The sequence below is a fragment of the Corynebacterium sp. CNJ-954 genome (assembly GCF_001942345.1).
In the GTDB taxonomy this organism is placed as follows: Bacteria; Actinomycetota; Actinomycetes; order Mycobacteriales; family Mycobacteriaceae; genus Corynebacterium.
This window is the reverse complement of record NZ_MKKI01000044.1, coordinates 209,360-233,180: the sequence shown is the minus strand read 5'-3', so window position 1 is coordinate 233,180 and position 23,821 is coordinate 209,360. Positions and strand designations below refer to the sequence as shown.

General features: G+C 65.7%; 23 protein-coding genes and 1 tRNA gene. 15 read left to right on the top strand and 9 right to left on the bottom strand.

From position 1 onward, the window contains the following. Window positions 1-75: 75 nt before the first annotated feature. The 14 genes from steA (at window position 76) to BJF89_RS16160 (ending at window position 16,308) form a co-directional block, all read left to right on the top strand. The gene (gene steA / locus BJF89_RS16225) at window positions 76-1,254 is read left to right on the top strand and encodes a putative cytokinetic ring protein SteA (RefSeq protein ID WP_075816088.1); all 1,179 of its coding nucleotides are present in this window, start codon (window positions 76-78) and stop codon (window positions 1,252-1,254) included. Continuing rightward, window positions 1,254-2,168, top strand: a complete 915-nt coding sequence (locus BJF89_RS16220) for a copper transporter (RefSeq protein WP_075816087.1) — start codon at window positions 1,254-1,256, stop codon at window positions 2,166-2,168. The genes steA and BJF89_RS16220 overlap by 1 nt, the downstream gene beginning before the upstream one ends. 62 nt (window positions 2,169-2,230) lie before the next feature. Next, a complete protein-coding gene (locus tag BJF89_RS16215) occupies window positions 2,231-3,892 on the top strand; it encodes a CTP synthase (protein ID WP_075816086.1) in 1,662 nt (553 codons plus the stop codon). Window positions 3,893-3,908: 16 nt separating this feature from the next. Next, window positions 3,909-4,568 carry an NUDIX domain-containing protein gene (locus BJF89_RS16210; RefSeq protein ID WP_075816085.1) on the top strand — a complete coding sequence of 220 codons (660 nt, stop codon included), beginning with the start codon at window positions 3,909-3,911 and terminating at the stop codon, window positions 4,566-4,568. After that, entirely contained in the window at window positions 4,558-5,514 is a 957-nt protein-coding gene (locus tag BJF89_RS16205; protein WP_075816084.1) for a site-specific tyrosine recombinase XerD, read from the top strand. The genes BJF89_RS16210 and BJF89_RS16205 overlap by 11 nt, the downstream gene beginning before the upstream one ends. A 102-nt stretch (window positions 5,515-5,616) precedes the next feature. Then, window positions 5,617-6,483: a ParA family protein gene (locus tag BJF89_RS16200; RefSeq protein WP_075816083.1), complete on the top strand. Its 867-nt coding sequence runs from the start codon at window positions 5,617-5,619 to the stop codon at window positions 6,481-6,483. A gap of 2 nt (window positions 6,484-6,485) precedes the next feature. Next, window positions 6,486-7,319, top strand: coding sequence for a ScpA family protein (locus BJF89_RS16195; protein ID WP_255372710.1), 834 nt, complete (start codon window positions 6,486-6,488; stop codon window positions 7,317-7,319). Window positions 7,320-7,335: 16 nt separating this feature from the next. Beyond that, window positions 7,336-7,902, top strand: a complete 567-nt coding sequence (scpB, locus tag BJF89_RS16190) for an SMC-Scp complex subunit ScpB (RefSeq protein WP_075816082.1) — start codon at window positions 7,336-7,338, stop codon at window positions 7,900-7,902. A gap of 74 nt (window positions 7,903-7,976) precedes the next feature. After that, window positions 7,977-8,891, top strand: a complete 915-nt coding sequence (locus BJF89_RS16185; protein WP_075816130.1) for a pseudouridine synthase — start codon at window positions 7,977-7,979, stop codon at window positions 8,889-8,891. Then, window positions 8,891-11,260, top strand: coding sequence for a bifunctional cytidylate kinase/GTPase Der (gene der / locus BJF89_RS16180; RefSeq protein WP_075816081.1), 2,370 nt, complete (start codon window positions 8,891-8,893; stop codon window positions 11,258-11,260). The genes BJF89_RS16185 and der overlap by 1 nt, the downstream gene beginning before the upstream one ends. A gap of 88 nt (window positions 11,261-11,348) precedes the next feature. Then, window positions 11,349-12,005, top strand: a complete 657-nt coding sequence (locus BJF89_RS16175) for a DUF4395 domain-containing protein (RefSeq protein ID WP_083650941.1) — start codon at window positions 11,349-11,351, stop codon at window positions 12,003-12,005. Between the two features lie 126 nt (window positions 12,006-12,131). Further along, on the top strand, window positions 12,132-13,772 hold the full coding sequence (locus BJF89_RS16170) for an ABC transporter ATP-binding protein (protein WP_075816080.1): 1,641 nt from the start codon (window positions 12,132-12,134) through the stop codon (window positions 13,770-13,772). Continuing rightward, window positions 13,769-15,562, top strand: coding sequence for an ABC transporter ATP-binding protein (locus tag BJF89_RS16165; protein ID WP_075816079.1), 1,794 nt, complete (start codon window positions 13,769-13,771; stop codon window positions 15,560-15,562). Before BJF89_RS16170 ends, BJF89_RS16165 begins: the two co-directional genes overlap by 4 nt. Beyond that, window positions 15,562-16,308, top strand: coding sequence for a helix-turn-helix transcriptional regulator (locus tag BJF89_RS16160; RefSeq protein WP_075816078.1), 747 nt, complete (start codon window positions 15,562-15,564; stop codon window positions 16,306-16,308). Before BJF89_RS16165 ends, BJF89_RS16160 begins: the two co-directional genes overlap by 1 nt. On the opposite strand, the gene BJF89_RS16155 is transcribed toward BJF89_RS16160, so the two are convergent. The 9 genes from BJF89_RS16155 to BJF89_RS16120 all read right to left on the bottom strand — a co-directional run bounded on the left by BJF89_RS16155 (window position 16,250) and on the right by BJF89_RS16120 (window position 21,230). Continuing rightward, window positions 16,250-16,825, bottom strand: a complete 576-nt coding sequence (locus BJF89_RS16155) for a siderophore-interacting protein (RefSeq protein WP_075816077.1) — start codon at window positions 16,823-16,825, stop codon at window positions 16,250-16,252. The two genes, BJF89_RS16160 and BJF89_RS16155, sit on opposite strands and share 59 nt — an antisense overlap. Next, the gene (locus tag BJF89_RS16150) at window positions 16,789-17,166 is read right to left on the bottom strand and encodes a siderophore-interacting protein (RefSeq protein ID WP_075816076.1); all 378 of its coding nucleotides are present in this window, start codon (window positions 17,164-17,166) and stop codon (window positions 16,789-16,791) included. Before BJF89_RS16150 ends, BJF89_RS16155 begins: the two co-directional genes overlap by 37 nt. After that, complete coding sequence (locus tag BJF89_RS16145) at window positions 17,166-18,131, bottom strand: ABC transporter substrate-binding protein (RefSeq protein ID WP_075816075.1); 966 nt, start codon at window positions 18,129-18,131, stop codon at window positions 17,166-17,168. The genes BJF89_RS16150 and BJF89_RS16145 overlap by 1 nt, the downstream gene beginning before the upstream one ends. A 113-nt stretch (window positions 18,132-18,244) precedes the next feature. Continuing rightward, the gene (locus tag BJF89_RS16140) at window positions 18,245-18,979 is read right to left on the bottom strand and encodes a superoxide dismutase family protein (protein WP_255372709.1); all 735 of its coding nucleotides are present in this window, start codon (window positions 18,977-18,979) and stop codon (window positions 18,245-18,247) included. A 98-nt stretch (window positions 18,980-19,077) separates the two neighbouring features. Further along, window positions 19,078-19,263, bottom strand: a complete 186-nt coding sequence (locus BJF89_RS16135; protein WP_075816074.1) for a PspC domain-containing protein — start codon at window positions 19,261-19,263, stop codon at window positions 19,078-19,080. A gap of 29 nt (window positions 19,264-19,292) precedes the next feature. Next, window positions 19,293-19,484, bottom strand: a complete 192-nt coding sequence (locus tag BJF89_RS18710; RefSeq protein WP_139312124.1) for a hypothetical protein — start codon at window positions 19,482-19,484, stop codon at window positions 19,293-19,295. A 199-nt stretch (window positions 19,485-19,683) separates the two neighbouring features. Then, window positions 19,684-19,757: transfer RNA gene (locus BJF89_RS16130), tRNA-Pro, on the bottom strand. A gap of 102 nt (window positions 19,758-19,859) precedes the next feature. Beyond that, entirely contained in the window at window positions 19,860-20,363 is a 504-nt protein-coding gene (gene rraA / locus BJF89_RS16125) for a ribonuclease E activity regulator RraA (RefSeq protein ID WP_075816073.1), read from the bottom strand. Window positions 20,364-20,390: 27 nt separating this feature from the next. Further along, window positions 20,391-21,230, bottom strand: a complete 840-nt coding sequence (locus tag BJF89_RS16120) for a S9 family peptidase (protein WP_255372708.1) — start codon at window positions 21,228-21,230, stop codon at window positions 20,391-20,393. Between the two features lie 136 nt (window positions 21,231-21,366). On the opposite strand from BJF89_RS16120, the gene secA2 reads away from it, so the two are divergent. Continuing rightward, a complete protein-coding gene (gene secA2 / locus BJF89_RS16115; protein ID WP_075816071.1) occupies window positions 21,367-23,775 on the top strand; it encodes an accessory Sec system translocase SecA2 in 2,409 nt (802 codons plus the stop codon). The last annotated feature ends 46 nt before the right edge of the window (window positions 23,776-23,821 follow it).

The following is a 23,821-nucleotide window of genomic DNA, read 5'->3' as shown; positions in this document are numbered from 1 at the left end:
GCTCACGGCGGGTGGGGCATTTGCCCGGGGCCGCATCGGCGCGCCTACCCCGCACCGACGGGACCAACCGCCACAATGGTCTCCATGATCTTCTCCCGTACTGACACCCCCGGCATCCACGGCCACACCCGGGACTGCACCGGGACGAACGGCACCGGTCGATTGTCCGAGGGCGATATCGTCGTCATCGACCAGCCGGACATCGGCCGTGCGCTCGCCCAGAAGTTCATCGACGCCAAGGTGGCAGCCGTGGTCAACACCGCGACGTTCTCCACCGGTAACGTCCCGAACTTCGGGCCGCAGATGATGCTGGACGCCGGTATCGTCCTGGTCGACAACGCCGACCCGACGCTGACGGAGCGGTTGAAGAACGGGCGGAAGGGGCGACTGTACGAGGGCAAGATACTCTACGGCGACCGCTCCATCGGCAAAGGTGTGATCCTCGACGAGGACACCGCCGTCACCAGGTTCGACGAGGCGCGGGAGACCCTGGCGGACCATATGGAGGCGTTCACCGGGAACACCGCCGAGTTCGTCCGTACGGAGGCTCCGTTGTTCATCGACGGACTCGGGATCCCCGAGGTCGGCGTGGACATGGACGACCGCAAGGTCCTGGTGGTCAGTCCGGACCCGGCCATCGACGACAAGATCAAGTCACTGCGCTACTTCATCCGGGAGTACGAGCCGGTGATCATCGCTGTCGACGGTGCCGCGGACACGGTGCTGAAGCACGGCTACCGACCGCGCGTGATCGTCGGGGATCCTGAGGTGATCAGCAATGACGCGCTGAACTCCGGCGCCACGATCGTCCTGCCCGCGGAACCGGACGGGCATGCGGCCGGTCTGGAGCGGATCCAGGACCTGGGCGTCGGCGCGATGACGTTCCCTGCGGCCACGTCCGACTCCACCGACCTGGCTCTGCTGCTGGCCGACTACAAGGGTGCGTCGATGGTGGTGAACCTCGGGCCGATCCTGGACCTGGACCGGATCTTCGACACGGCGCAGTCACCGGACACGCCCTCGGCGATGCTCTCCCGCCTGCGGGTCGGCGGCCGTCTGGTCGACTCCACGGCGGTCGCGGAACTCTACCGGGTCTCCCGTAGTGGCGGCGGATGGTGGTGGGCCCTGGTCTGCGTGCTGCTGGCCATCGTGGTGATCGTCCTGATCGCCGGATTCAGCGGCTCGGGGAGCTTCGCCGACAACCTGGTCGACACCTGGAACAACATCGCCCTCCGTTTCCAGGACCTGTTCTGATGGGGGCAGGTAAGACGACGGGGGTCGTCGCCCTGGGTATCGCCGTCGGCACCGCACTGGGCTTCTATGTTCTGGCGCCGAATGTGGAGGGCGGGCCCGCTGCCGTCGATTCTGAGGCTCAGTCCCGTCTCACGGCGGAAACCGACCGCGCCGACCTGGAGACCGCCGAGGGAGAGGCGTCGGATGCCGTGCTCTCCGGGCTGGCGGCCGATGCGGTGGGCGACGACCTGGCGGACCGTTCCGTCCTGGTCATGGCCACCTCCGACGCGGACGACGAGGCAGTGGATGCGGTGCGTGCCCTGATCGGTGACGCCGGCGGGGAAGACGCCGGGACGCTACGCTTCGATCCGTCGTTCACCTCGCCGGAATCCGGGGACGAGCTCAAGTCGCTCGCGGCCGGAAGCCTGCCGACCGGGGCGTCGTTGTCCGAAGACCGCCTCGACCCCGGCTACCACGTCGGTGAGTTGCTCGGCCAGTCGCTGAGTGGCGGGCGTGGTGCCGCCAGTGCGTCCGACCGGGCGGTGGTGCTCGGTGCACTGGGCAACGCCGGCTTCTTCGCCGACGGTCAGGATGACCTGTCACCGGCGGATGCCGTCGTGGTGGTGACCGGAGGAGCATCCGAGGGTGACGGTGACGGCAACTACTCCACCCGGTTCGTTGCCGACCTGGCCTCCGCACTGGACGCGACGACAGGTGGTGTCGTCCTGGCCGGTGAACACGGGTCCGCGGAGCGGGACGGTGCCATCGGCCTCGTCAGAGGGGACAAGGACGCCACCGAGAACGTCAGCACCGTGGACAATGTGACCACCGTCGCCGGACGTATCACCGTCGTCCGCGCGGTCGCCGGACAGCTTGACGGCGACGCGGGTGCATACGGTTCGGCGTCGAATGCCGCGGCGCCGACAGTGGAGTAGTCACCGACGTCTGTTAGACTGAAGCCCCGTAGGTTTTAACAGTTCCAACCACGGGAGTCGATGTGTCTCAGGGCCGCAGCGAGCAGCACACCAAGTTTATTTTCGTCACCGGCGGCGTCGTATCGTCGCTCGGTAAGGGGCTGACGGCCGCCAGCCTGGGCCAGCTGCTCGTCGCGCGGGGGCTGACGGTCACCATGCAGAAGCTGGATCCGTACCTCAACGTCGATCCGGGCACCATGAACCCGTTCGAGCACGGTGAGGTGTTCGTCACCGACGACGGCGCCGAGACCGACCTGGACCTCGGACACTACGAGCGTTTCCTCGACCGCAACCTCACCCAGAACGCCAACGTCACCACCGGCAAGGTGTACTCCACCGTCATCGCCAAGGAACGGCGTGGCGAGTTCCTGGGGAAGACCGTCCAGGTCATCCCGCACATCACCGACGAGATCAAGTCCCGCATCCTGGCGCAGGCACTGCCGGACGCCAACGGCGTCAAACCGGACGTGGTCATCTCCGAGATCGGCGGTACCGTCGGCGACATCGAGTCCCAGCCCTTCCTCGAGGCCGCCCGGCAGGTCCGTCACGAGGTGGGCCGGGAGAACATCTTCTTCATCCACGTCTCCCTGGTGCCCTACCTGGCTCCGTCAGGTGAACTGAAGACCAAGCCCACCCAGCATTCGGTGGCCGAACTGCGCAGTATCGGTATCATCCCGGACTCCATCGTGCTGCGGTGCGACCGGGAGGTGCCTGAAGGACTGAAGTCGAAGATCGCGATGATGACCGACGTGGAAGAAGAGGGTGTGGTCTCCTGTGCCGACGCCGCGTCGATCTACGACATCCCGCGCGTGCTCTACCGGGAGCACCTGGACTCGTTCCTGATCCGTAAACTCAATCTTCCGTTCCGCGACGTGGACTGGACTGTCTGGGGTGGGTTGCTCGACCGGGTGCACGCCCCGTCCGGTGAAGTCACGGTGGGTCTGGTCGGCAAGTACATCGACCTGCCGGACGCCTATCTGTCGGTCGCCGAGGCCATCAGGGCCGGCGCCTTCGGCGAACAGGTCACGGCGAAGGTGCGGTGGGTCGCGGCTGATGACTGTGCCACACCGGAGGGCGCCGCCACGGCGCTCAAGGGTGTCGACGCCGTCGTGGTGCCCGGTGGGTTCGGTATCCGTGGTATCGAGGGCAAGATCGGTGCGGTGACCCACTGCCGCGAGAACCTCATCCCCATGCTCGGCATCTGTCTGGGTCTGCAGTGCACGGTCATCGAGGCGGCCCGCCACGCGGGTATCGCCGATGCATCGTCCACTGAATTCGACGAGAACACCCCGTCGCCGGTGATCTCGACGATGGCTGAGCAGAAAGCGGCGGTGTCCGGCGAGGCGGATCTCGGCGGCACCATGCGTCTGGGCGCGTACCCGGCCGTCCTGTCCGAGGGCAGTGTGGTTGCCGAGGCATACGGTCAGACTGAGGTGTCTGAGCGGCACCGCCACCGTTACGAGGTCAACAACGCCTACCGTGACGAGATCGCCGACAAGTCCGACCTCGTCTTCTCTGGGACGTCCCCCGACGGTACCCTCGTCGAATTCGTCGAGTACCCCACGTCGGTGCACCCTTACCTGGTGGCGACGCAGGCCCACCCGGAGTACAAGTCGCGTCCGACGCGTCCGCACCCGTTGTTCAGCGGACTGATCCGCGCAGCGGTCCAGCGCCAGGGCAAGTAGGGGAGAGTGGGCCGCCGTGGAGTACCGCACACTGTCCAGTGAACTCCTGGTGGACGCGCCGGTCATGGCGGTCCGGCGCGACCGGATAACCACCGCGACCGGCGAGGTGGTGCGCGAAGTCGTCGAACATTTCAGCGCCGTGGCCGTCGTGGCCGTCCGTGGGCCGGCGACGGGGCAGGGGCGCGAGGTGATGCTCGTGCGACAGTACCGGCGTCCGGTGGACCGGTACCTCTGGGAACTGCCTGCCGGCCTGCTCGACGTGGCGCGAGAGGCCCCTCTGGACGCGGCGCGCCGCGAACTTGCTGAAGAGGCGGGCCTGGCGGCCGACCGGTGGCATCTGCTCGGTGACGTGTGTACGTCACCGGGGGTCAGTGAAGAGATGTGCCGCATCTTCCTCGCCGAAGACGTCCGGCCAGCTACACCGGACGACCCGGGGGCAGGGGAGCAGGCGCTCGGTGAAGAAGCGGACATGACCACCCGCTGGCTCCCGATCGAGGAGGCGGTGGCGTGGGTCAGGGACGGTCGCATCGAGAACGCGACCGCGGTGGCGGGCCTTCTCCATCTCCACGCCGGAACACGCCGGGATGTCTCGGAACCGTTCGCCTACCGGTCAGGTCTCGCTGCACGGCGCGCGGCAGGTCGTCCGTCGGGGACGGACATGAAGCATGTCCGGTGACAGACCCGCGGAGATTCCGGAGGCCGACCGCCGTCGTGCCCGGGCGTGGATGCGACATCTCCGTGCCGAGCGGGGGCGCAGCGCCAACACGCTGAGTAGTTACGCGCGGGACATCGAGCGTTACCTGACCTGGCTGTCCGGTGAAGGTCGGGACATGAGCACCGTGGAGACCACGGATGTCGAGCGTTTCATCGTCGACCTGCGTCAGGGGTGCGCGGTAACCGGGGGACGACCTCTCGCCCAGACCTCGGTCGCCAGGATCCTCAGTGCGGTCCGGGGGCTCCACAAATTCACCGCCACGGAGTCCGGGCTGCCGGACGTCGTCGCCGAGATCCCCCTGGCGCCGGGCCGCCGGGACCTGCCGAAGGCCTTGACCACCGACCAGGTCCTCCGTCTCATCGAGGCCTGCCCGTCCGGAGAGGGGGCTGGCCCACTGGAACTGCGGGACCGCGCGCTGGTGGAACTGCTGTATTCCACGGGTGCCCGGATCAGTGAAGTCACCGACCTTGACCGCGATGACATCGACCGTAACAGTGGTCTGATCCGAGTCCGGGGTAAGGGAGGTAAGGAACGTATCCTGCCTGTCGGTGCCCCGGCGTTGGACGCGCTCGACGCCTACCTCACGAGGGCGCGTCCGGGGCTGGCCCAGCGCAGTCGCCATGGAACGGACGCCGCGGCCCTGCTGCTCACGTCGCGGGGAGGACGCCTGTCCCGGCAGGCGGGGTACAAGATCGTCTCGTCCGCCGCAGAGCGTGCCGGGATCGGAGAGATCTCGCCGCACAGTCTGAGGCACAGTTTCGCCACGCACCTGCTCACCGGTGGAGCGGATGTCCGTGTCGTCCAGGAACTGCTCGGACACTCCAATGTGTCCACCACGCAGATCTACACCAAGGTCACGCCTGACCTGCTTCGGGAAACCTGGGCGGAGTCACACCCCCGTGCGTGATAATCTGAACCATGTGATTTGTTCATCGCAGTGGCGTCGCGCACCGTCTCCGGAGAATCCGGGGAAGAACGCCAATGAATCAAGGAAGGGAGCTTGACGGAGATGGCTCGTTCATCGGAAGGCCTGTTCGACAAGCCCCAGCTGGGCCTCACCGGTCGCCCACTGCGTGAGATCCCCCGTCCCGCTGCCCTTGACCGGCATGGTCCGGCGACGGTGATCGCGATGTGCAACCAGAAGGGCGGCGTCGGGAAGACGACCTCGACCATCAACATGGGGGCCGCCCTGGCCTCCTACGGTCGCAGGGTCCTCCTGGTGGACCTGGACCCCCAGGGTGCACTGTCCGCCGGGCTCGGGATCGACCACGAAGAACTCGACGTGACGATCTACAACCTGCTCGTCGACAACTCGGCGACGATCCATGAGGCGCTCCACCACAGCCCGGTTGAGGGACTCGACGTCGTTCCCGCCAACATCGACCTGTCCGCCGCAGAGATCCAGCTCGTCAACGAAGTCGGGCGGGAGCAGGCGTTGGCCCGTGCGCTCCACCCGGTGATGAACGACTACGACTACGTCATCGTCGACTGCCAGCCGTCCCTCGGCCTGCTCACCGTCAACGCACTGAGCTGTGCTGACAGCGTGATCATCCCGATGGAGTGCGAGTACTTCTCTCTCCGGGGGCTGGCGCTGCTCACCGACACCGTTGAGAAGGTGCGCGACCGGCTGAATTTCCGGCTGGAGGTCACCGGCATCCTGGTGACGATGTTCGACAGGCGCACCAACCATTCCCGTGAGGTGATGGAACGGGTGGTCGAGGTATTCGGTGACAAGGTCTTCGATACCGTGATCACCCGTACCGTACGGTTCCCGGAGACCTCGGTGGCCGGTGAACCGATCACCTCGTGGGCTCCGAGCTCAGACGGTGCCAAGCAGTATCTTGACCTCGCGGCTGAGGTCGTCGAGAGGACCTGACGGTGACCGCTGCCGTGGACGAGGCCGCTCCGGCGACGGTCGAGCAACCTGAACTGACGGGGTTCCGGGTCGCGCTGGCCAACTTCGACGGCCCCTTCGACCTGCTGCTGCAGCTGATCCATTCGCACAAGATGGATGTCACCGAAGTCGCGTTGGCCACCGTGACGGATGAGTTCATCTCGTACACGCGCACTCTCACCGGCAGCGTCGATGACCTCGATGAGGTGACCGAGTTCCTCGTCGTCGCGGCGACGCTGCTGGATCTCAAGGCCGCGCGTCTCGTCCCGCGGGGAGAGGTGGAGAACGAGGAGGACCTCGCCCTGCTGGAGTCCCGTGACCTCCTGTTCGCCCGTCTGCTGCAGTACCGGGCCTACAAGTCCGTGGCCGGACTCTTCTCCGAATGGCAGCGGGACGCCGACCGCAGTTATCCGGTCCAGCTGTCCCCGGAGGAACAGTTCACCGAACTGATGCCGCCGGTGGAACTGGGGATGACCGCCGAACAGTTCGCCGAACGTGCGGCCGCTGTCTTCCGTCCGGCACCCTCTGAGGTGTCGACGACACATCTGCACGCCCAACAGGTGTCCGTTCCGGAGCAGGCGGGGCACATTCTGTCGACGTTACGTGTCGCCGGTGCGGAGACCTGGGTCAGTTTCAGCACACTGATCTCCGACTGCGACGTGTCGATGAAAGTCGTGGGACGATTCCTGGCATTGTTGGAGCTCTACAAGGCCCGCGCGGTAGGAATCGAACAACCCGTCCCTCTGGAGGAGATGACCGTGGCCTGGACCGGCCTCGACGTCGACCCGGCTGTGGTGGCCGCAAGTAACTGGGACTGAAGACAACACAGGGAGGATGAACGCCGTGGAACCGGTCAGTATCCTGCGGAGCCGCCTGGAGTCACTCCTCCTGGTGGCCGACGAACCAACCGCGCCTGCGGATTTCGCCCGTGTCCTGGAGGCGTCCGAAACGCATGTCGCCGAGGCACTCGTGGAGATCGCCACCGAGTTCTCGGACCGCGGCATGGGTTTCGAACTGCGCGAACGGGACGGATTGTGGCGTCTGTACACACGGCGGGAGAACTCCGCCACCGTGGAGGCGAAGATCCTCGACGGTGCACAACAGCGGTTGTCGCGCGCCGCCCTGGAGACCCTGGCGGTGGTGGCCTACCGGCAGCCGGTCACCCGGTCCCAGGTGGCGGGGGTGCGCGGGGTGAACTGTGACGGTGTCATGCGCACACTCACCTTGCGCGGGCTGATTGCCGAGGTCGGGGTGACCGGCGAGGTCGGTGGAGCGCACCTGTACGCGACCACGGATCTTTTTCTCGAACAGCTCGGCATTGACTCGCTGGAGGCGTTGCCGAACCTGGCGCCGCTGTTGCCGGACGTCGACAGCATCGACGCCGCGGACCAGACCGACTAACTGTTGTCCGGCAGAGGGGTTACACTGGTCAACTGACATAACTGAACACCCTCGACTGATTGATGAGGACCTTCGTGAACACCCCCGCTCGCCGAGACGGCACACCGGAACAGGATCCAGGTAAGACCCCTGCCGACCTGTACGTGTCCAATGCACGACCTGCACGCCGGCAACACGTCCCCGACCGTAAACCACCGGAGTCCGGCGCCTCCGGAAAACCGCCCACGGCCGGTAAGAAAGACGGTGGCAGGGGCGACAAGTCCGTGCGACTTCAGAAAGTGCTCGCCGCCGCCGGCGTGGCCTCCCGTCGTATGAGTGAGAAGCTCATCGAGGCGGGCCGCGTCGACGTCAACGGTCAGACCGTGACCCAGCAGGGGATCCGTGTCGACCCCGACCAGGATGTGATCCGTGTCGACGGCACCCGGGTCATCGTCGACGAGAACCTCGTCACCTACGCGCTGAACAAGCCGCGTGGATTCCAGTCCACGATGAGCGACGACATGGGCCGACCGTGTATCGGCGACCTCGTCGGCGAGCGCGTCGCCGCAGGACAGCGGCTCTTCCACGTCGGACGGCTCGACGCCGCCACTGAAGGGCTCCTCCTGGTCACCAATGACGGCGAACTCGCCAACCGCCTGATGCACCCGCGATACGAGGTGTCGAAGACCTACCTGGCCACTGTGCTCGGGGAGGCGGACCGACGCCTGATCCACCAGCTGAAGAACGGCATCGACCTGGACGACGGTATCGCCCGCGCCGACTACGTGCAGATCATCGACGTCTGGCAGGGGAAGTCCCTGATCAAGCTGGAGATCCATGAAGGGCGCAAGCACATTGTGCGCCGCATGCTCAAGGAAGCTGGCTTCCCCGTTCAGGCCCTGGTACGGACCAAGGTCCACACAGTGCAGCTCGGGGAGCAGAAGCCCGGTACATTGCGTGCCTTGAATCGTTCCGAGCTGACCAGTCTCTACAACGCGGTGCAGCTCTGATGACCAACGAAAGGAACGACGTGACTGACGTGACCGACCTCAGCAGGGTCGACAACATCGCCGGCGGTGGTTTCATCGTCGCCGTGGACGGGCCGTCCGGCACCGGTAAATCCACGGTCAGCCGCCTGCTCGCCCGTGCCGCGGACGCGAAGTACCTCGATACCGGGGCAATGTACCGGGTCGCGACCCTGCACGTCCTGCGTGCCGGGATTGACCCGGACAACACAGAGGCCGTGGTGGCGGCCACCGCCGACCTCCCGTTGCTCGTCAACGAGGATCCTGCGTCAGCGGAGGTCCTGCTCGACGGCGAGGACGTGTCCGCCGAGATCCGGGGTCCGGAGGTGACCGCCCACGTCTCCGCGGTGTCCGCGATTCCAGAGGTCAGGGAGAACCTGGTGGCCTTGCAGCGGTCGCTGGCCCTGCGCGCGGGCCGGTGCGTCGTCGAAGGACGCGACATCGGGACCGCCGTATTCCCCGATGCCCCCTGCAAGGTGTTCATGACCGCCAGCGCCGAGGTCCGTGCCCGCCGCCGCTACGTCCAGGATGTGGCTGCGGGACGGGATGCTGACTTCGATGCGGTGCTGGCTGACGTCGAGCGCCGTGACGCCGCCGATTCGTCCCGCGCCGTGTCCCCGCTGCGTCCGGCAGAGGACGCCACGGTGCTCGACACCGGTGACCTGGACGTCGACGAGGTTCTTGCCGAGCTGACCCGCCTGGCGGCGGAGTCTGCGGCCCGTCCGGCTCAGCTCGACGATGCCGGCAACAGTACCGCGGGCAGGGAGACGCTGGTCTTCCGGACCAATGAGGGCGAGGTGCTCGGCAACGGAGACAGCGGTGACAACGGCGAGGCAACCGACGACTCCGCGATCGACGACGGTCCGGAGTCGGAGGAGGACTTCTTCGAGGAGTATGACGAGAGCGACTTCGGTGACGTCGTCGACGACTCCGAATTCGCCGACTTCGACCTGTTGAGCGCGGACGCGGACGACACCGACTGGGACGCGGTGGAGGAGGCCTTCGGGGTTCTCGGTGACGACCGTGCCGAACAGGAGGCCCTGTGCACCGTCGCAGTCGTCGGACGGCCGAATGTCGGAAAGTCGACGCTGGTCAACCGGTTCATCGGCCGTCGCGAGGCCGTCGTCGAGGATTTCCCCGGCGTCACCCGTGACCGTATCTCCTACCTCGGGGACTGGAACGGCCGTCGTTACTGGGTCCAGGACACCGGCGGCTGGGACCCGGATGCCAAGGGGATCCACGGTGCCATCGCCCGCCAGGCGGAGACCGCGATGGCCACCGCCGACGTCATCGTCTTCGTCGTCGACACCAAGGTCGGCATCACCTCCACGGATGAACTCATCGCCCGTCGGCTGCAGCGCTCCGAGATCCCGGTGGTGCTGGTGTCGAACAAGTTCGACTCCGACTCCCAGTACGGTGACATGGCGGAATTCTGGTCGCTCGGCCTGGGCAACCCGTTCCCGGTGTCGGCCCAGCACGGCCGTGGCGCAGCTGACGTGCTCGACGAGGTGCTGGCACAGTTCCCGGACACCCCGCGACAGACGTCGGTGGTCTCCGGACCACGCCGCGTGGCGCTGGTCGGGCGCCCCAACGTCGGCAAGTCCTCGCTGTTGAACAAGATCACCGGTGAAGAGCGTTCCGTGGTGGACAACGTCGCCGGAACGACCGTCGACCCCGTGGATTCCGTGGTCGAGCTCAACGAGCGCAGCTGGCGTTTCGTCGACACGGCCGGTATCCGGAAGAAGACCAAGACTGCACGGGGTCATGAGTTCTACGCCTCCCTGCGGACCCGCGCGGCGATCGACTCCTCGGAGGTTGCGATCTTCCTCGTCGACGCATCTGAACCGATCGCGGAACAGGATCAGCGGGTGCTGCGCATGATCCTGGATTCAGGCAGGGCACTGGTCATCGCCTACAACAAGTGGGACATGGTCGATGAAGAGCGCCGTGACGAGCTCGAGCGTGAGATCGACCAGCAGCTGGCACACGTGCCGTGGGCACGTCGGGTGAACATCTCCGCCAAGACCGGGCGGGCACTGCAGAAGCTGGAGCCGGCGATGATCGAGGCACTGGAGAGCTGGGACCTGCGCATCCCGACCGGTCAGTTGAACACCTGGCTGCGGGCGGTGATCGCGCAGACGCCGCCGCCGATGCGGGGCGGACGACTTCCACGTGTACTCTTCGCAACCCAGGCGTCGTCAGAGCCGCCGGTGATCGTGCTGTTCACCACCGGTTTCCTGGAACACGGCTACCGACGGTTCCTGGAACGCCGTCTGCGCGAGTCCTTCGGCTTCGAAGGCTCGCCGGTCCGTATCGCCGTGCGGGTGAGAGAGAAGCGGGGCCGCAAGAAGTAGGCAGATCAGGGCGCATCTCCCCAGGATTGCTGCAGGGGTGAGCGGAACCATGGTGTTCGGCAGGCTGCGGGAGTAGCTTCGTGAAGTTATGGGCGATGACACAGCAGGTACACCACCGGACCGGTTCAGCGAACAGATCGCGGAGCTGGGACGGGAGCACCCGGCCTTTGTCGCCGGGAAAGTCAGGCCGGCGCAGTCGGAGTTTCCGCCAACCGGTCCCAGCACCCTGTGGTGGTTTCCACCGGTGGTAAATGACCGCGCTGCACGGACCACAGCGATGCTGGTGGTCGCCCTGACTGTGGTCACGGTGGCGCTCTCCATGGCGGGATTCACCGGTGCGGCGACGGTGGCGGGAACGCTCCTGTTTGTCGGCTTCCTTTTACGGGTCCTGGCGGGGCCCCGTTTCGACCCGTTCGGACAGCTGTCTGTCCGGTGGCTGGCCCAGCGGGTGTTCGGGCCGCCGGTGTTCGTCGCGGGGGCGCCGAAGCGCTTCGCCCAGATGATAGGGCTGTTGTTCTCCGGGACTGCACTGGGGCTGCGGGTCGCGGGACTGACGGGGGCTTCGGACGTTGTCCTGCTTCTGCTCGTCGCAGCGGCGTCGCTGGAGGGGTTCATGGGTGTCTGCCTGGGGTGCCTGATCTTCGCCCGTCTTCAACAGTGGGGAGTGGTTCCCGGCGACATACGCGCGGACTGCGCGGTCCGGCCTGCAAGCCCCATTTCTGCGCCCCGGTCTACTGCCACGTGAGTCGTGGCCATCGTCGTTAAGGGGGTTCTACAGCAACATTCCGTGACGTAGGATGTCGCTGTGGATACTGACACCCAACAGAGGCGACACGACCAATCCCCCGAGTCCGGTAAACGGGCTGGAGCGATGGTTCTGCGTTCGGTGATCAGGGATGAGAAGGGGCCGATCCTGTGTGCTGCCGCATTGCTGACCTGCTGGTCAGTGGGGGAGGCATTGGTCCCGGCGGTGATCGGTGCCACAGTGGACGAGGCGATCGGGCGGTCGGACCTGTCGTCGCTGATCCTGTGGCTCGTCGCCCTGGCAGCCTGTTTCTCCTTGCTGAGCTTCGGATTCATGTGGGGTTCCCGGGTCGGTGTCTACGCCATGAATCGTCAGAAGCACCTGCTACGAGGCAGAGTCACTGCCACGGCACTGCAGCCCGACCGTCCCGGGACAGGTCGGCGCCTGCCAGGGGAGATCACCGCGCTCTCGGCGGCAGACAGCGACAACGCCAGTAATGTCATCATGCAGATCGCCATGGGCGGCTCTGCTCTTCTGGGGCTGGCGGTCTCTGTCGGGTATCTCATGTGGGCGGATCTCTGGGTGGGATGCGCTGTTATTCTGGTGTCCCCGCTGTCGCTTCTCGCGTTGCGGTGGTTGAGGCCGAGGCTCTCCTCGACCACGCACGGGCAACAGCAGGGGATCGCCGCCGCAGGCGCATCGGCCGCCGACATCCTGCGTGGTGTCGAGGTCCTCCGGGGGATCGGCGGGGAGCCGGCCGCGGCAGGTTGGTACACCGGACGCAGCAGGGCCGCTGCGACCGCGGGGATCGCTTCGGCAGGGGCGTCGGGACGCGTTGGTGCCGCACACATCCTGATCACGGGTCTGGTCCTGGTCAGTGCGGCGATCCTGAGCGCCTTCCGCGTGATGGACGGGTCGATGACCGTGGGCGCGATGGTCGGTGTACTGGGGGTCACCTCGTTCCTGGCCACGCCGCTGAGCACCATAGTGGGAGTCGTCGAGACCTATACGGCCTCTGCGGCCTCGGCTGCGCGGATCGCGCAGTTCGTGGACGGTCGCAGCGCTCTCGGCGTCAGGCGCCACGCTACCGACCTTGCCCGTGCCGACGCGACGCTCACCATCCTTCCGGAGAACTGTGATCCCCTGGACTGCGCAGCTGGACGGCTGACCGTCATCGTCTGCGCCGATCCCGATATCCGCCGACGAGTTCAGGGCGCTGTAGGCCGCGGCCGACTCCTGCTCGACGGCGTACAGGCCGATTCAATGGACCCGGAGCTGCTCCCCACAGTGCTACGGGTCTCCCCGCACGAGGCCCACCTGTTCAAGGGTACGGTGCGACGGAATATTACCGGAAGCGACGGCGGTTTTGTTCCGCAGGCCGTTCTCCGGGCGAGCGGCGTCGACGAGTTAGTGGATCTCTTCGATGAGGGGCTTGACCACGAGGTCGACGGCGGTGGCCGCAACCTTTCTGGTGGCCAGTGCCAGCGCATCGCACTGGCCCGCGCGCTGGCAGGCGGACCGCTCACCCGGGTGCTCACGGACCCGACGACGGCGGTTGATTCGGTGACCGAGGCCCGCATCGCTACCGGGCTCCGGGCCCTGCGGACCGTCGGAGACCAAGGCACCACGGTGATCATCTCCACTTCCCCGAACCTCCTCGCTGCCGCCGACGAGGTCATCTTCGTCCGTGATGAAACGACCGCGACGGTGGGGACCCACCACGACCTCAGTAGCGACTCCAGCTACAGTGAGGTCGTGTCCCGATGACCGGAGAACACACCACTCCTGCGATCCTGCCCACCGCCGACGGGCGGGCCGCCTGGTGTTTCCTGTGGGAACGCCTGCGTACCCGCCGGTGGACGACCGTCCTCGCGCTGCTCGTCGCGCTCGGCGCCAGCGGTTGCGCCGTCCTCCCTCCGCTGATGGTCGGACGGATGGTCGACCGGCTGTCCGTACCGAATGCCGACATCACCGCCGTCAGCATTCCCCTCGGGGTGATGACGCTGTCTATCGTCCTCAACGCGGCGTTGGTCTGGCTCAGCCGCATTCTGTTCGCACAGATTGCCGAACCCACCGTCAGTGAACTTCGAGAGGATGCCGTCCAACATGCTCTCTCCCTGGACGCAGGTATGCTTGAGGAGGTGGGACCGGGCGAACTTGTTTCCCGGGTCAGCGATGATTCCCGGCTGATCTCCACCGCCGTCGCCGATATCCTGCCCACCGTGTTGTCGGCCGGGACCCTTCTGTTGATCTCGCTTCCGGGGTTGTTCGGTCTGCACTGGGCACTTGGGCTTGCAGGACTGGTGGGCATCCCCATGTACGTCATGGCGTTGCGGTGGTACCTGCCCCGCAGTGGCCCGCTCTACCGGGAGGAACGGGAGATTCTCGGACGACGGACCTCCGAATTCCTCGATGCGGCCAACGGTCGTGAAACACTCGTCGTGCAGGGGTGGAGCGGTGATGAGATCCGACGGCTGGAGGAAGCATCCGATGAGTCGCGCCTCGTAGAAGACAGGGTGTGGCGCATGCTCACCCGTTTCTTCGCCCGCAACAACCGTGCTGAGTTTGTGGCCACGGCGACCATCCTTGCAGTCGGATTCGTCATCGTCGACACCGGATGGACGACCGTCGGCGCCGTCACGGCCGCCGCCCTGCTCTACCACCGTCTCTTCGACCCGGTGGCCACGGTCTTCCAGACTTTCGACACCGTCCAGGAGGCAGGCATCGCGCTCCGGCGCCTGGCTGGGGTGACACAGACCCCACTACGCGCCGCAGTCCGGATGGACCCTCCGGAAGTGCGGGCGACCGGCTCAACAAGCGCCTCCGGGCTCAGTCTCCAGGGGGTCCGGCATTCATTTGACGGGACCCGACAGGTCCTCACCGACGTCGATCTCACGGTCGCGCCGGGAGAATCTGTGGCGCTCGTCGGTAGTACCGGTGCCGGAAAAACCACGGCAGCCCGGCTGCTCGCCGGCGTCCTGCCCGTCCAACACGGACGGGCTGTCCTGGACGGCGACGACCTCGGCGCACTGGTGCCTTCAGAACTACGGCCGACGGTCTGTATGGCGTCCCAGCACACCCACGTCTTCGCCGGAACCCTCTTTCAGAACATCACACTGGGCACACCCGGGAAGACGTCACGCACGGGTGTCGATGAGGCAATCCGTGAGACCGGGGCGCAGTGGATCCACGACCTGCCTGACGGTGTCGACACGTACGTCGGTGACGACGGACACCAGCTCAGCGCACATCAGGAACAGCACCTCGCACTTGTGCGGTTACACCTACTCAACCCGTCCTACGTGATCCTCGATGAAGCCACCGCCGAAGCGGGGTCGAGCAACTCGCGGGAACTTGAGGATGCCTGTGCAGTCGTCATCAGGGGTCGCGGCGCGCTGGTCATCGCCCACCGGTTGTCCCAGACACGACTGGCGGACCGGATCATGGTGATGGAAGACGGGCGTGTGGTGGAGGACGGGCCGCACGAAGAACTCCTCTCCTCCGGCGGCACGTACGCCGGACTGTGGGAGGCATGGGCAGGAAGGGAGACCCACTGATGTCGGAGTATGGACTTCGCGACGGAGAGTGCATCTGGGTGGAGAACTTCGCCGTCGAGGGCGAGCTGGTCTTCGAACCACACAGCCACCTCAAAGCGCAGCTGGTGTGGGCCGACCGGGGACAGATTGCAGTCGTTGTAGCGGAGAGACGGTGGATACTAGCTCCGTCACAGGCACTGTGGATCCCCGCCGAAGAGGTGCACGACGTCCGCACCAGCGACGGTACCGAACTCTTCTGCGCCTATCTCTGGGAGGAAGAGTGTGAGACCGGTTGGGACGGGTTGACCGTGTTGAGCATGAGCCCGCTGGCTCGGGAACTGCTGCGACACCTTGCCCGGGAAGACCTCGAAGACGCTGCCGCCAGGCATGCCCGCGCCACACTGCTCACCGTGCTGACCCCGGCTGATGCTGCTGGAGTGGATCTCCCGATGCCGAATGACCCACGGGCACGCGCCGTCGCATCGGCCGTGCTTGAGACCCCCGGCGCGACGCATGCGCTGGACGACTGGGCGCGGCAGCTGCACGCCAGCGAACGCACTATTCAGCGGGCGTTTCTCTCCGACACGGGACTGACGTTCTCCGCCTGGCGAACCCAGGTGCGGTTGTACCGATCCCTGGCGTTGCTGGCCGATGGTGTTCCGGTGTCATCCGTGGCTGCCAGGATGGGGTACTCAAGTACCAACGGGTTCACCAGTGCGTTTCGACGGCACTTCGGTACGACACCGGCGAACTACTTTGCGGGTTGAGGTGAACCGCAGCCTCGGCTGGATAACGTGCGCGGTTGTCGAGATTGCGACGCCTGTTGCGGGCATCCGGACGAGCATCCTGGGCCTGGCCGTGGATCCAGTAGGACGTGACGTTGGTGTTCGCCTTGTTCAACGGCCCCCGGGAGCCCAGCAGCGTGCGGCGAACTGCCCCGGCTTCGGCGAACTCGGTTCCAGACCACAGCGCAATCGTGTCGGCAGGTTCGCTGGAGAGCAGGTCGGCGACGCCGTCGAGGGTGCGGAGGAATTCGGCCGGGGGTTCTCCTGACGCCGGGCCACGGTGAATCCAGGTGACATGAGTCTCGGCACCGGTCGCGGATAAGGGGCGAGTGAGGTACGCCTCGTCGGAACGGTCGTTGACCAGCGCAATGACGTGGGCATGTGCCTCTTCAGTCAGCTCGTGAAGGATAGACGCGACTGCGGGGAGGCCCGTCTCATCGGCGACCAGGATCAGTGTCCGGGTCAGTTCGGGGAGGTGCCAGGCTTCAGTGGGGCCCACCACAGCACCTCGTCTCCGATGACCGCGTCACGGGCCCAGGTCGAGGCGAGGCCCGCGGGCTCGTGGACGACGAAGTCGAGGTCTACGGTGCCGTGAGACGGGTCGTACCGCTGCACCGTGTAGCGGCGTACCTGAGGCGAGGCGAAGGTGTGCAGGGCAGTGAGGTTGTCGGCGGCGAATTCCGCCGGCACCCGCGCTTCGGGAGGGTAGAAGTAGAGGGCGACGTGACTGTCGGTGCCGGTGTGCCGGTAGTGGCTTCCATAGTCGATGGTGATCCGCACGATGTGCGGGGTGATCCACTGTTTGTCCTTGACCCGGGAGCGCCGGTGGCGTCCGGTCATCAGGTGTTCACCCTGGCCAGGATGTCGTCGATCTCATCGAGTGCGTCGATCGCCCACCCGATGTTGGACGCGCCGCCCTGTGTGAAGCCGAAGAGGTTGCCCTCGGTAACTGCCGGCAGAGCCTGGAACCGGGAGTTGTCGAGAAGAGGGCGGGTGTTTTCCGCGGCGTCGCCGTCTGGATCAGCAGGGTGGAGAATCACGGAGGCGTCATCGAGGTCGGTGAGATTCTCCATCGACAACGGGTCTCCCCACCAGCCTTCCGGGTCAACGACGTCGCTGAGTCTGGCACCCACGGCGTTGAGCAGGCTGCCGGTTGCGGTCTGGCCCCCCTCGGCGAACCACGTGTTCTCCTGGCTGCCGCTGACGGACACCCAGCGGCTGTCGGCGAGGACATCCCGGTGACGTTCGGAGATCTCGGCGGCCTTGCCGTCGAAGTCGTCCCGCAGATCGGAGAATTCCTTAGAACGGTTCACGATATCAGCGAGCTGCCGCTGGGACTCCATGTCGTCATCGCTGCTGAAGTGCGCCAGCGGCGCGATGTCCGCGAGCCTGTCGATCTGTGCGTCGTCCAGGCCGACTCCGGTGGTGACGATGAGGTCGGGTTCCAGGGTGCTGATCTTCTCGACATCGACGGAGTCCCAGTTTCCGATCCGGGTGGCATCCGCCAGTTCTTCGACGTAACGGTGGGGGACGGCGCGGGCCGCGGCGGCATCCTCCTCGTAGTAGCCTTCGTAGATCCCGACCGGGGTTATGCCGAGGTCGACGAGGACGGGAGGGAGCTGCCAGTCGACAGCGACGACGTTCTTCGGATCGACTGGTACGTCGATTTCGCCGCGGAGGGTGTCGACGGTCCTGAGCTCCCCGTTCCCATCGGTGGCGTCGGGGCTGTCGGAGCCGCAGGCAACGAGTACAGAACCGGCGAGTCCGACGGCAAGGATGAGACTGGTAATTCTCTTGGGCAGCATGGTGAGGACATTAGCAATGCCTCACCTTCATCGTCAGCGCGATCAGGTGTCACGATAAGGCACCTAGCTGACACATCGTGCGCCGGTGATGTCGACGGCAAGCGGAGCAGGGGTCAGGCGGCCTCGAAGACGCCGCAGGCCTGGCGTCCGCCCGCATCGCCGGTGGAGAGTGTGTCCTCGTCGGGGCCGTCGGGCGCGTACCGCTCGGGTATGTTGCCGTAGTTGTCGGGGTCTTCGTGGACGATGATCGCCGAACCGTCGTCGTCGAGGAGATCAGAATCCTCGATTCGATCCGTGGTGACTGTCATACGTCCTTCCCCGTTCTCATTGACGAGGAGTGCAGGGAGATCGCCCCCGTGATCGGGGTGGTCATGTCCGTCCGCACCCAGGTGGCCTCCGGCAGAGAGGAAGTCACCAGTTTCAGGATTATCGGAATCATCGTCGGGTGCGGTGCTGTCAGGTTCACAGACTCCGACGGCGTGCACGTGCATGCCGTACATCCCTGGTTCCAGCCCAGAGAATGAGACCGACAGTTCGGTGGTCCCGGCGTCGTCTCCGCCCGGTGCGGAGATTTCCACGGACCCCACCTCGTCGCCGTCAGCGTTTGCGACCGCGGCAGTAGCAATGGCACCGGTGCCATCGGCACCACCGGAGTCAGCTGTCTCCGATGTGTCCGTACCGGTTGCGGCGGCATCCGTCGATGAATCGTCGTCGCTGTCGGTGGAGCAGGCGGACAGGACGAGTAGGCTCGCTGCGCCGAGGGCGATGACACTCCGGCGGTGTTTTCCGGCCCGTGCGGGTGGTGTGGTGGCGTCTGATGCAGGTGAATCGGAACTGATGGTGAACACGGCGTCCTCTCGAACAGATAGGGAACGGTTGTGGTGTTCCCCTCGAGGGTACCGAATCACGCCGCGTCGGACGGTCCACCGCGGGAGATTCATCGCATCTACCGCGAAGGACTCGGCATCACGATCCAGGCAACGAAGTAGAAGATCGCCTGCGGCCCAGGGAAGACGAAGGACAGGATGAACAGGAGTCGGACGGTGTTCGGGGACCAGCCGAGCCAGTCGGCGATACCGCCGCAGACTCCTGCGAAGACCCTGTGGTTGGCGGAGCGTTCAAGTCTGGACATGTACTCCAGGCTACCCCGCCGAGGCGTCGTTAACGCCGGGCCCAACCGAAGTCGAAGCGACCCTGGTCATTGAACATGAAGTCGTTGTCAGGAGCGATCGTGTTGTTGATGCTGTCGAAGATCGGGCGGATCCCCGCGAAGTTAATTATGTCCAGGGAACCGTTGTAGGAGAATTCCATGGCATCCACGTAGGCATTCCACACAATAGAGGAAATATCCATGAGGTTTTCCTTCTGCTTGTTGAGCTGTGACGTCAGACTGTGTCCCAGGATAGGACCGTAAGGAGCATATATGGCGATACTCGTCGCAAGCAGGTGTATGGGGAGAAGTCCTCAGCTTCACGCCCCTGGGGGAGATGTGCATCCTCCCGGCAGGCGTAGGTACACGAAAAAACCCACCCCCGGAGGGGTGGGTTGAATGTCGGACTGACAGGATTTGAACCTGCGACCCCTACACCCCCAGTGTAGTGCGCTGCCAAACTGCGCCACAGTCCGTCGGTCCATCGCTGGACCTCGCATAGATTACAACACCGATATTCATGTTCGCCAATCGCCTGCTCGGCGGTGGTTTGCGAACGGAGAAGGTCGGCTCCGGGGCTACGAGGACGCGGACACAGGTGTCTCGGTCACGACAATCCCGTCTGCATCGGCGTAGGCGATGTGGCCGGGAACAAAATCGACACCGCCGAAGCTCACGGTCGTGTCCCGATCGCCGGCACCGTCCTTGGCGGACTTGCGGGGGTTGGTACCGAGCGCCTTGCATCCGAACTCCATGCCACCGACGGCGGCCGAATCCCGGATCGCGCCGTTGATGATCACTCCTGCCCAACCGTGGTCGACGCCGAACTCTGCGATCATGTCGCCCATCAGGGCGGTGTGGACGGACGCGTCCCCGTCGACGACGAGGACTCCACCGGGGTTGTCCTCCTGGAGGATCTTCTTGACCAGCCCGTTGTCCTGGAAGCAGCGCACCGTGGTGATCGGTCCGCAGAAGTCGGTGTGTCCGCCGAGGTCGCGGAACTGTGTGTCACAGCTCCGGACGTCCTGGCCGATGACGTCGACAAGATCAGCGGTGGGGATGAAGGTGATGTCGTTGCTCATGGTGAGTCAGCCTAGCGTGACGCACCGTCACGCGTGACGGATGTACGGTTCCGCCCACGTCGAGATCATCTGCCCGGCGCGTTGGGCGGAACCCCGCCATGTCAGCAGATGGTCGGCGTCGTCGAGGCTCATGATGTTCTTCGGCCAGTGGGCGGCCTCGAAGATCCGGGTGGCGTCGGAGACCGGGACCGTCTGGTCGGTCGGGGAGTGCAGCGTCAGCAGTGGTGTCCTGATTGCCGCGATATCGTCGACGATCCTGTCGCGCTCCGAGACCTCGGCGAGATCACTGAGGAACGCGTACGAGATCGGTATGTCGCGTTCGGCGAGGTGGACCGTGCGGACCTCGCCGGGACGGATGTCGGCGCAGGAGTCCTGCAGCGAGCGGGCGGCGGATGCGGGGCGGAACGGTGCTCCGATGGTCGCGACAGCGTGTAGAGACGGGATATGTCGTGCTGCACGGAGTGCTACAGCACCGCCGAGAGAGTGCCCGACGAGGAGGGAGGGGGCCGCGAGCCGCTCCTGCAGCCAGGCTGCCGCTGCCCGAAGGTCGGCGACGTTGCCGGAGAAAGTGGTCTCTGCGAAGTCGCCCTGTGAGTCGCCGAGGCCGGGGAAGTCGAAGCGCAGGCAGGCGATACCGGCCCGGGCAAGCGCCTTTGAGATGCGGAACGCTGCGGGGACCTTGCGGTTGCAGGTGAAGCAGTGTGCGAAGACGGCGACGGGGACACCGGAAGCGCGGAACTCCTCGGGGGTGAGCTCCCGGGCATCACCGGGGAGGTCAACTGTTCCGGTGATCACCGGTCCGGTCCGGCCATCCACCTCGCCTCCGTGGAACTGGACGTCGACGGAGGTCACGCTTCGGGAAGTCACCCATGCCAGGGTAGTCCAGGCTAGTTGTCGGCCACGGGGTCGGGCGTGCCGGTGTCCGCTCGGCGCGACGACGACTATCCTTGCAACCGAAGCGTGTGAAACACGACCCCTATTCATGAAGTGTGCGGAGGCGAGGATGGCCGGATTCGGCTGGTTCTGGAAGGCCATGGGTTCGTCGGCGACGGCGAACCAGAAGAAGTCGAAGACCATCGTGTCTGAGGCTGCCAAAGCCGTTGACCGGCTCGCTGAGGCCTCGGACGCGGACGTGGTCGACATCGCCCGTTCCTGTATCACCGCCGGTGAGGTCCCGTCGATCGACGATGCGCCGTTGCTGTTGGCCGCGGTGCGGGAGGCGGCCGAGCGGACCATCGGAATGCGCCCGTTCGACGTGCAGTTGCAGGGGACGCTGCGCATGTTGGTCGGCGACGTCGTGGAGATGGCTACCGGCGAGGGCAAGACGTTGACCGGTGCGATGACGGCCGTCGGCTACGGGCTCCAGGGACGCAAGGTGCACCTGATCACCGTCAACTCCTTCCTCGCCGGTCGCGATGACCAGTGGATGGGACCGCTGCTGGACTTCTTCGGGCTGACCCACGGCGCCATCGCGGAGGAGTACGGGTCCGATGAACGGCGTGAGATCTACTCCCGCGACGTGGTTTTCGGCGCCGTCAACGAAATGGGCTTCGACGTCCTGCGTGACCAGTTGATCACCCGTCGTGTCGACGCCGTGCGTACGGCGGCGGATGTGGCGATCATCGATGAGGCGGATTCGGTGATGGTCGACGAGGCACTGGTTCCTCTCGTCCTGGCGGGTTCGGAGCCGGGCCCGGCGCCGACGGGCAGGATCACCGACCTGGTGCGCAGGATGGAGGAGAACCGGCACTTCACTGTCTCCGGTGACCGCCGCAACGTCTTCCTCACCGACTCGGGCGCCCGGTTCGTGGAGAGGGGGCTGGAGATCGACTCGCTCTACGGCTCCCCGGAGCCGTCCGGGGCCGCCGCGTCTGACGAGGCCTCGGACATTGCGGACACGCCAGATCCGGCAGGACCCGTGGCGGGGGAGTCGGACGCACTCGACTCCGAGGACCCGGGCACGCTGCTGTCCCAGGTGAACGTGGCGCTGCACGCGCAGCACCTGCTGACCCGCGACGTGCACTACATCGTGCGGGACGGGAAGGTCGCGCTCATCGACGGTTCGCGGGGCAGGGTCGCTGAACTGCAGCGGTGGCCGGATGGTCTGCAGGCCGCGGTGGAGGCCAAGGAAGGCCTCCAGGTCACGGACGGGGGACGCATCCTCGACCAGATCACCGTACAGGCACTCCTGGGCCTGTATCCCCGCAAGTGCGGCATGACCGGTACCGCAGTCGCCGCCAGCGACCAGCTCCGTCAGTTCTACGATCTGTCGGTCAGCGTGATTGACCCGAATGTGCCGGCCCGGCGGTTCGACGAGGCCGACCGCGTCTACACCACGGAGGAGCAGCGGGACGATGCCGCTGTGGATCACATCGTCGAGGTGCACGCCAGCGGTCAGCCTGTGCTGGTCGGAACCCAGGACATCGCGGAGTCGGAGCGGGTGGCGGAGGCGCTGGCCGACCGGGGTGTGGAGTGCAGCGTGCTCAACGCGAAGAACCACGAGGCCGAGGCCGGTATCGTCGCCGAAGCAGGCCGGGCGGGGCACGTCACCGTGTCGACCCAGATGGCCGGCCGCGGCACGGACATCCGGCTGGGTGGACGCGAGGAGGAGGACCACGACCGCGTGGTCGAACTCGGTGGCCTGCATGTCGTCGGCATCGGGCGTTTCCGGTCGCAACGTCTGGACAACCAGCTGCGCGGTCGCGCCGGGCGTCAGGGTGATCCGGGATCCTCTGTGTTCTTCGTCTCTCTGGAGGACGACGTGGTCAACACCGGGGGTGCAGGTGAAGAGCTCCGGGCGGACCCGGGGGAAGACGGGCGCCTGGAGCAGCGCAAGGTCCTCCAGTTCGTCGACCACTGCCAGCGGGTCGCTGAGGGGCAGATGCTGGATATCCACGCGACCACCTGGAAGTACAACAAGCTCATCAACGACCAACGGGAGATCGTGGACGCCCGCCGGAGCAAGGTGCTCGACACGGACACCGCCTGGCAGGACCTCAGCTACCACGACGTGGAGAAGGCCGGGCGACTGCAGGCTGAAGGCATCCCCCAGGACGTTCTCGAGCAGGCGGCCCGCGAGATCATGCTGTACCACCTGGACCACGAGTGGAGCGAGCATCTGGCGTATCTCGACGACATCCGTGAGTCGATTCACCTGCGTGCCATCGCCAGGGAGAGTCCGATCGACGAATTCCACCGAATGTCCATCGCCGCGTTCGGTGAGCTCGCCGAGCGCGCTGTGACACGGGCACGGGAGACCTTCAGTGAAGTCGAGATCACCTCCGACGGGGTGGATTTGGCTGGTCAGGGACTGCACAAGCCCAGCGCAACCTGGACCTACATGGTCAACGACAATCCGCTGTCGAGCTCCGGAGGCAGTGTCGTCGGGTCGATCGCAGCGATGTTCCGCTGACGTTTCGGCGAGGCTTTCCACCGAGCCTCAGGGCCGCCGGGTAGTA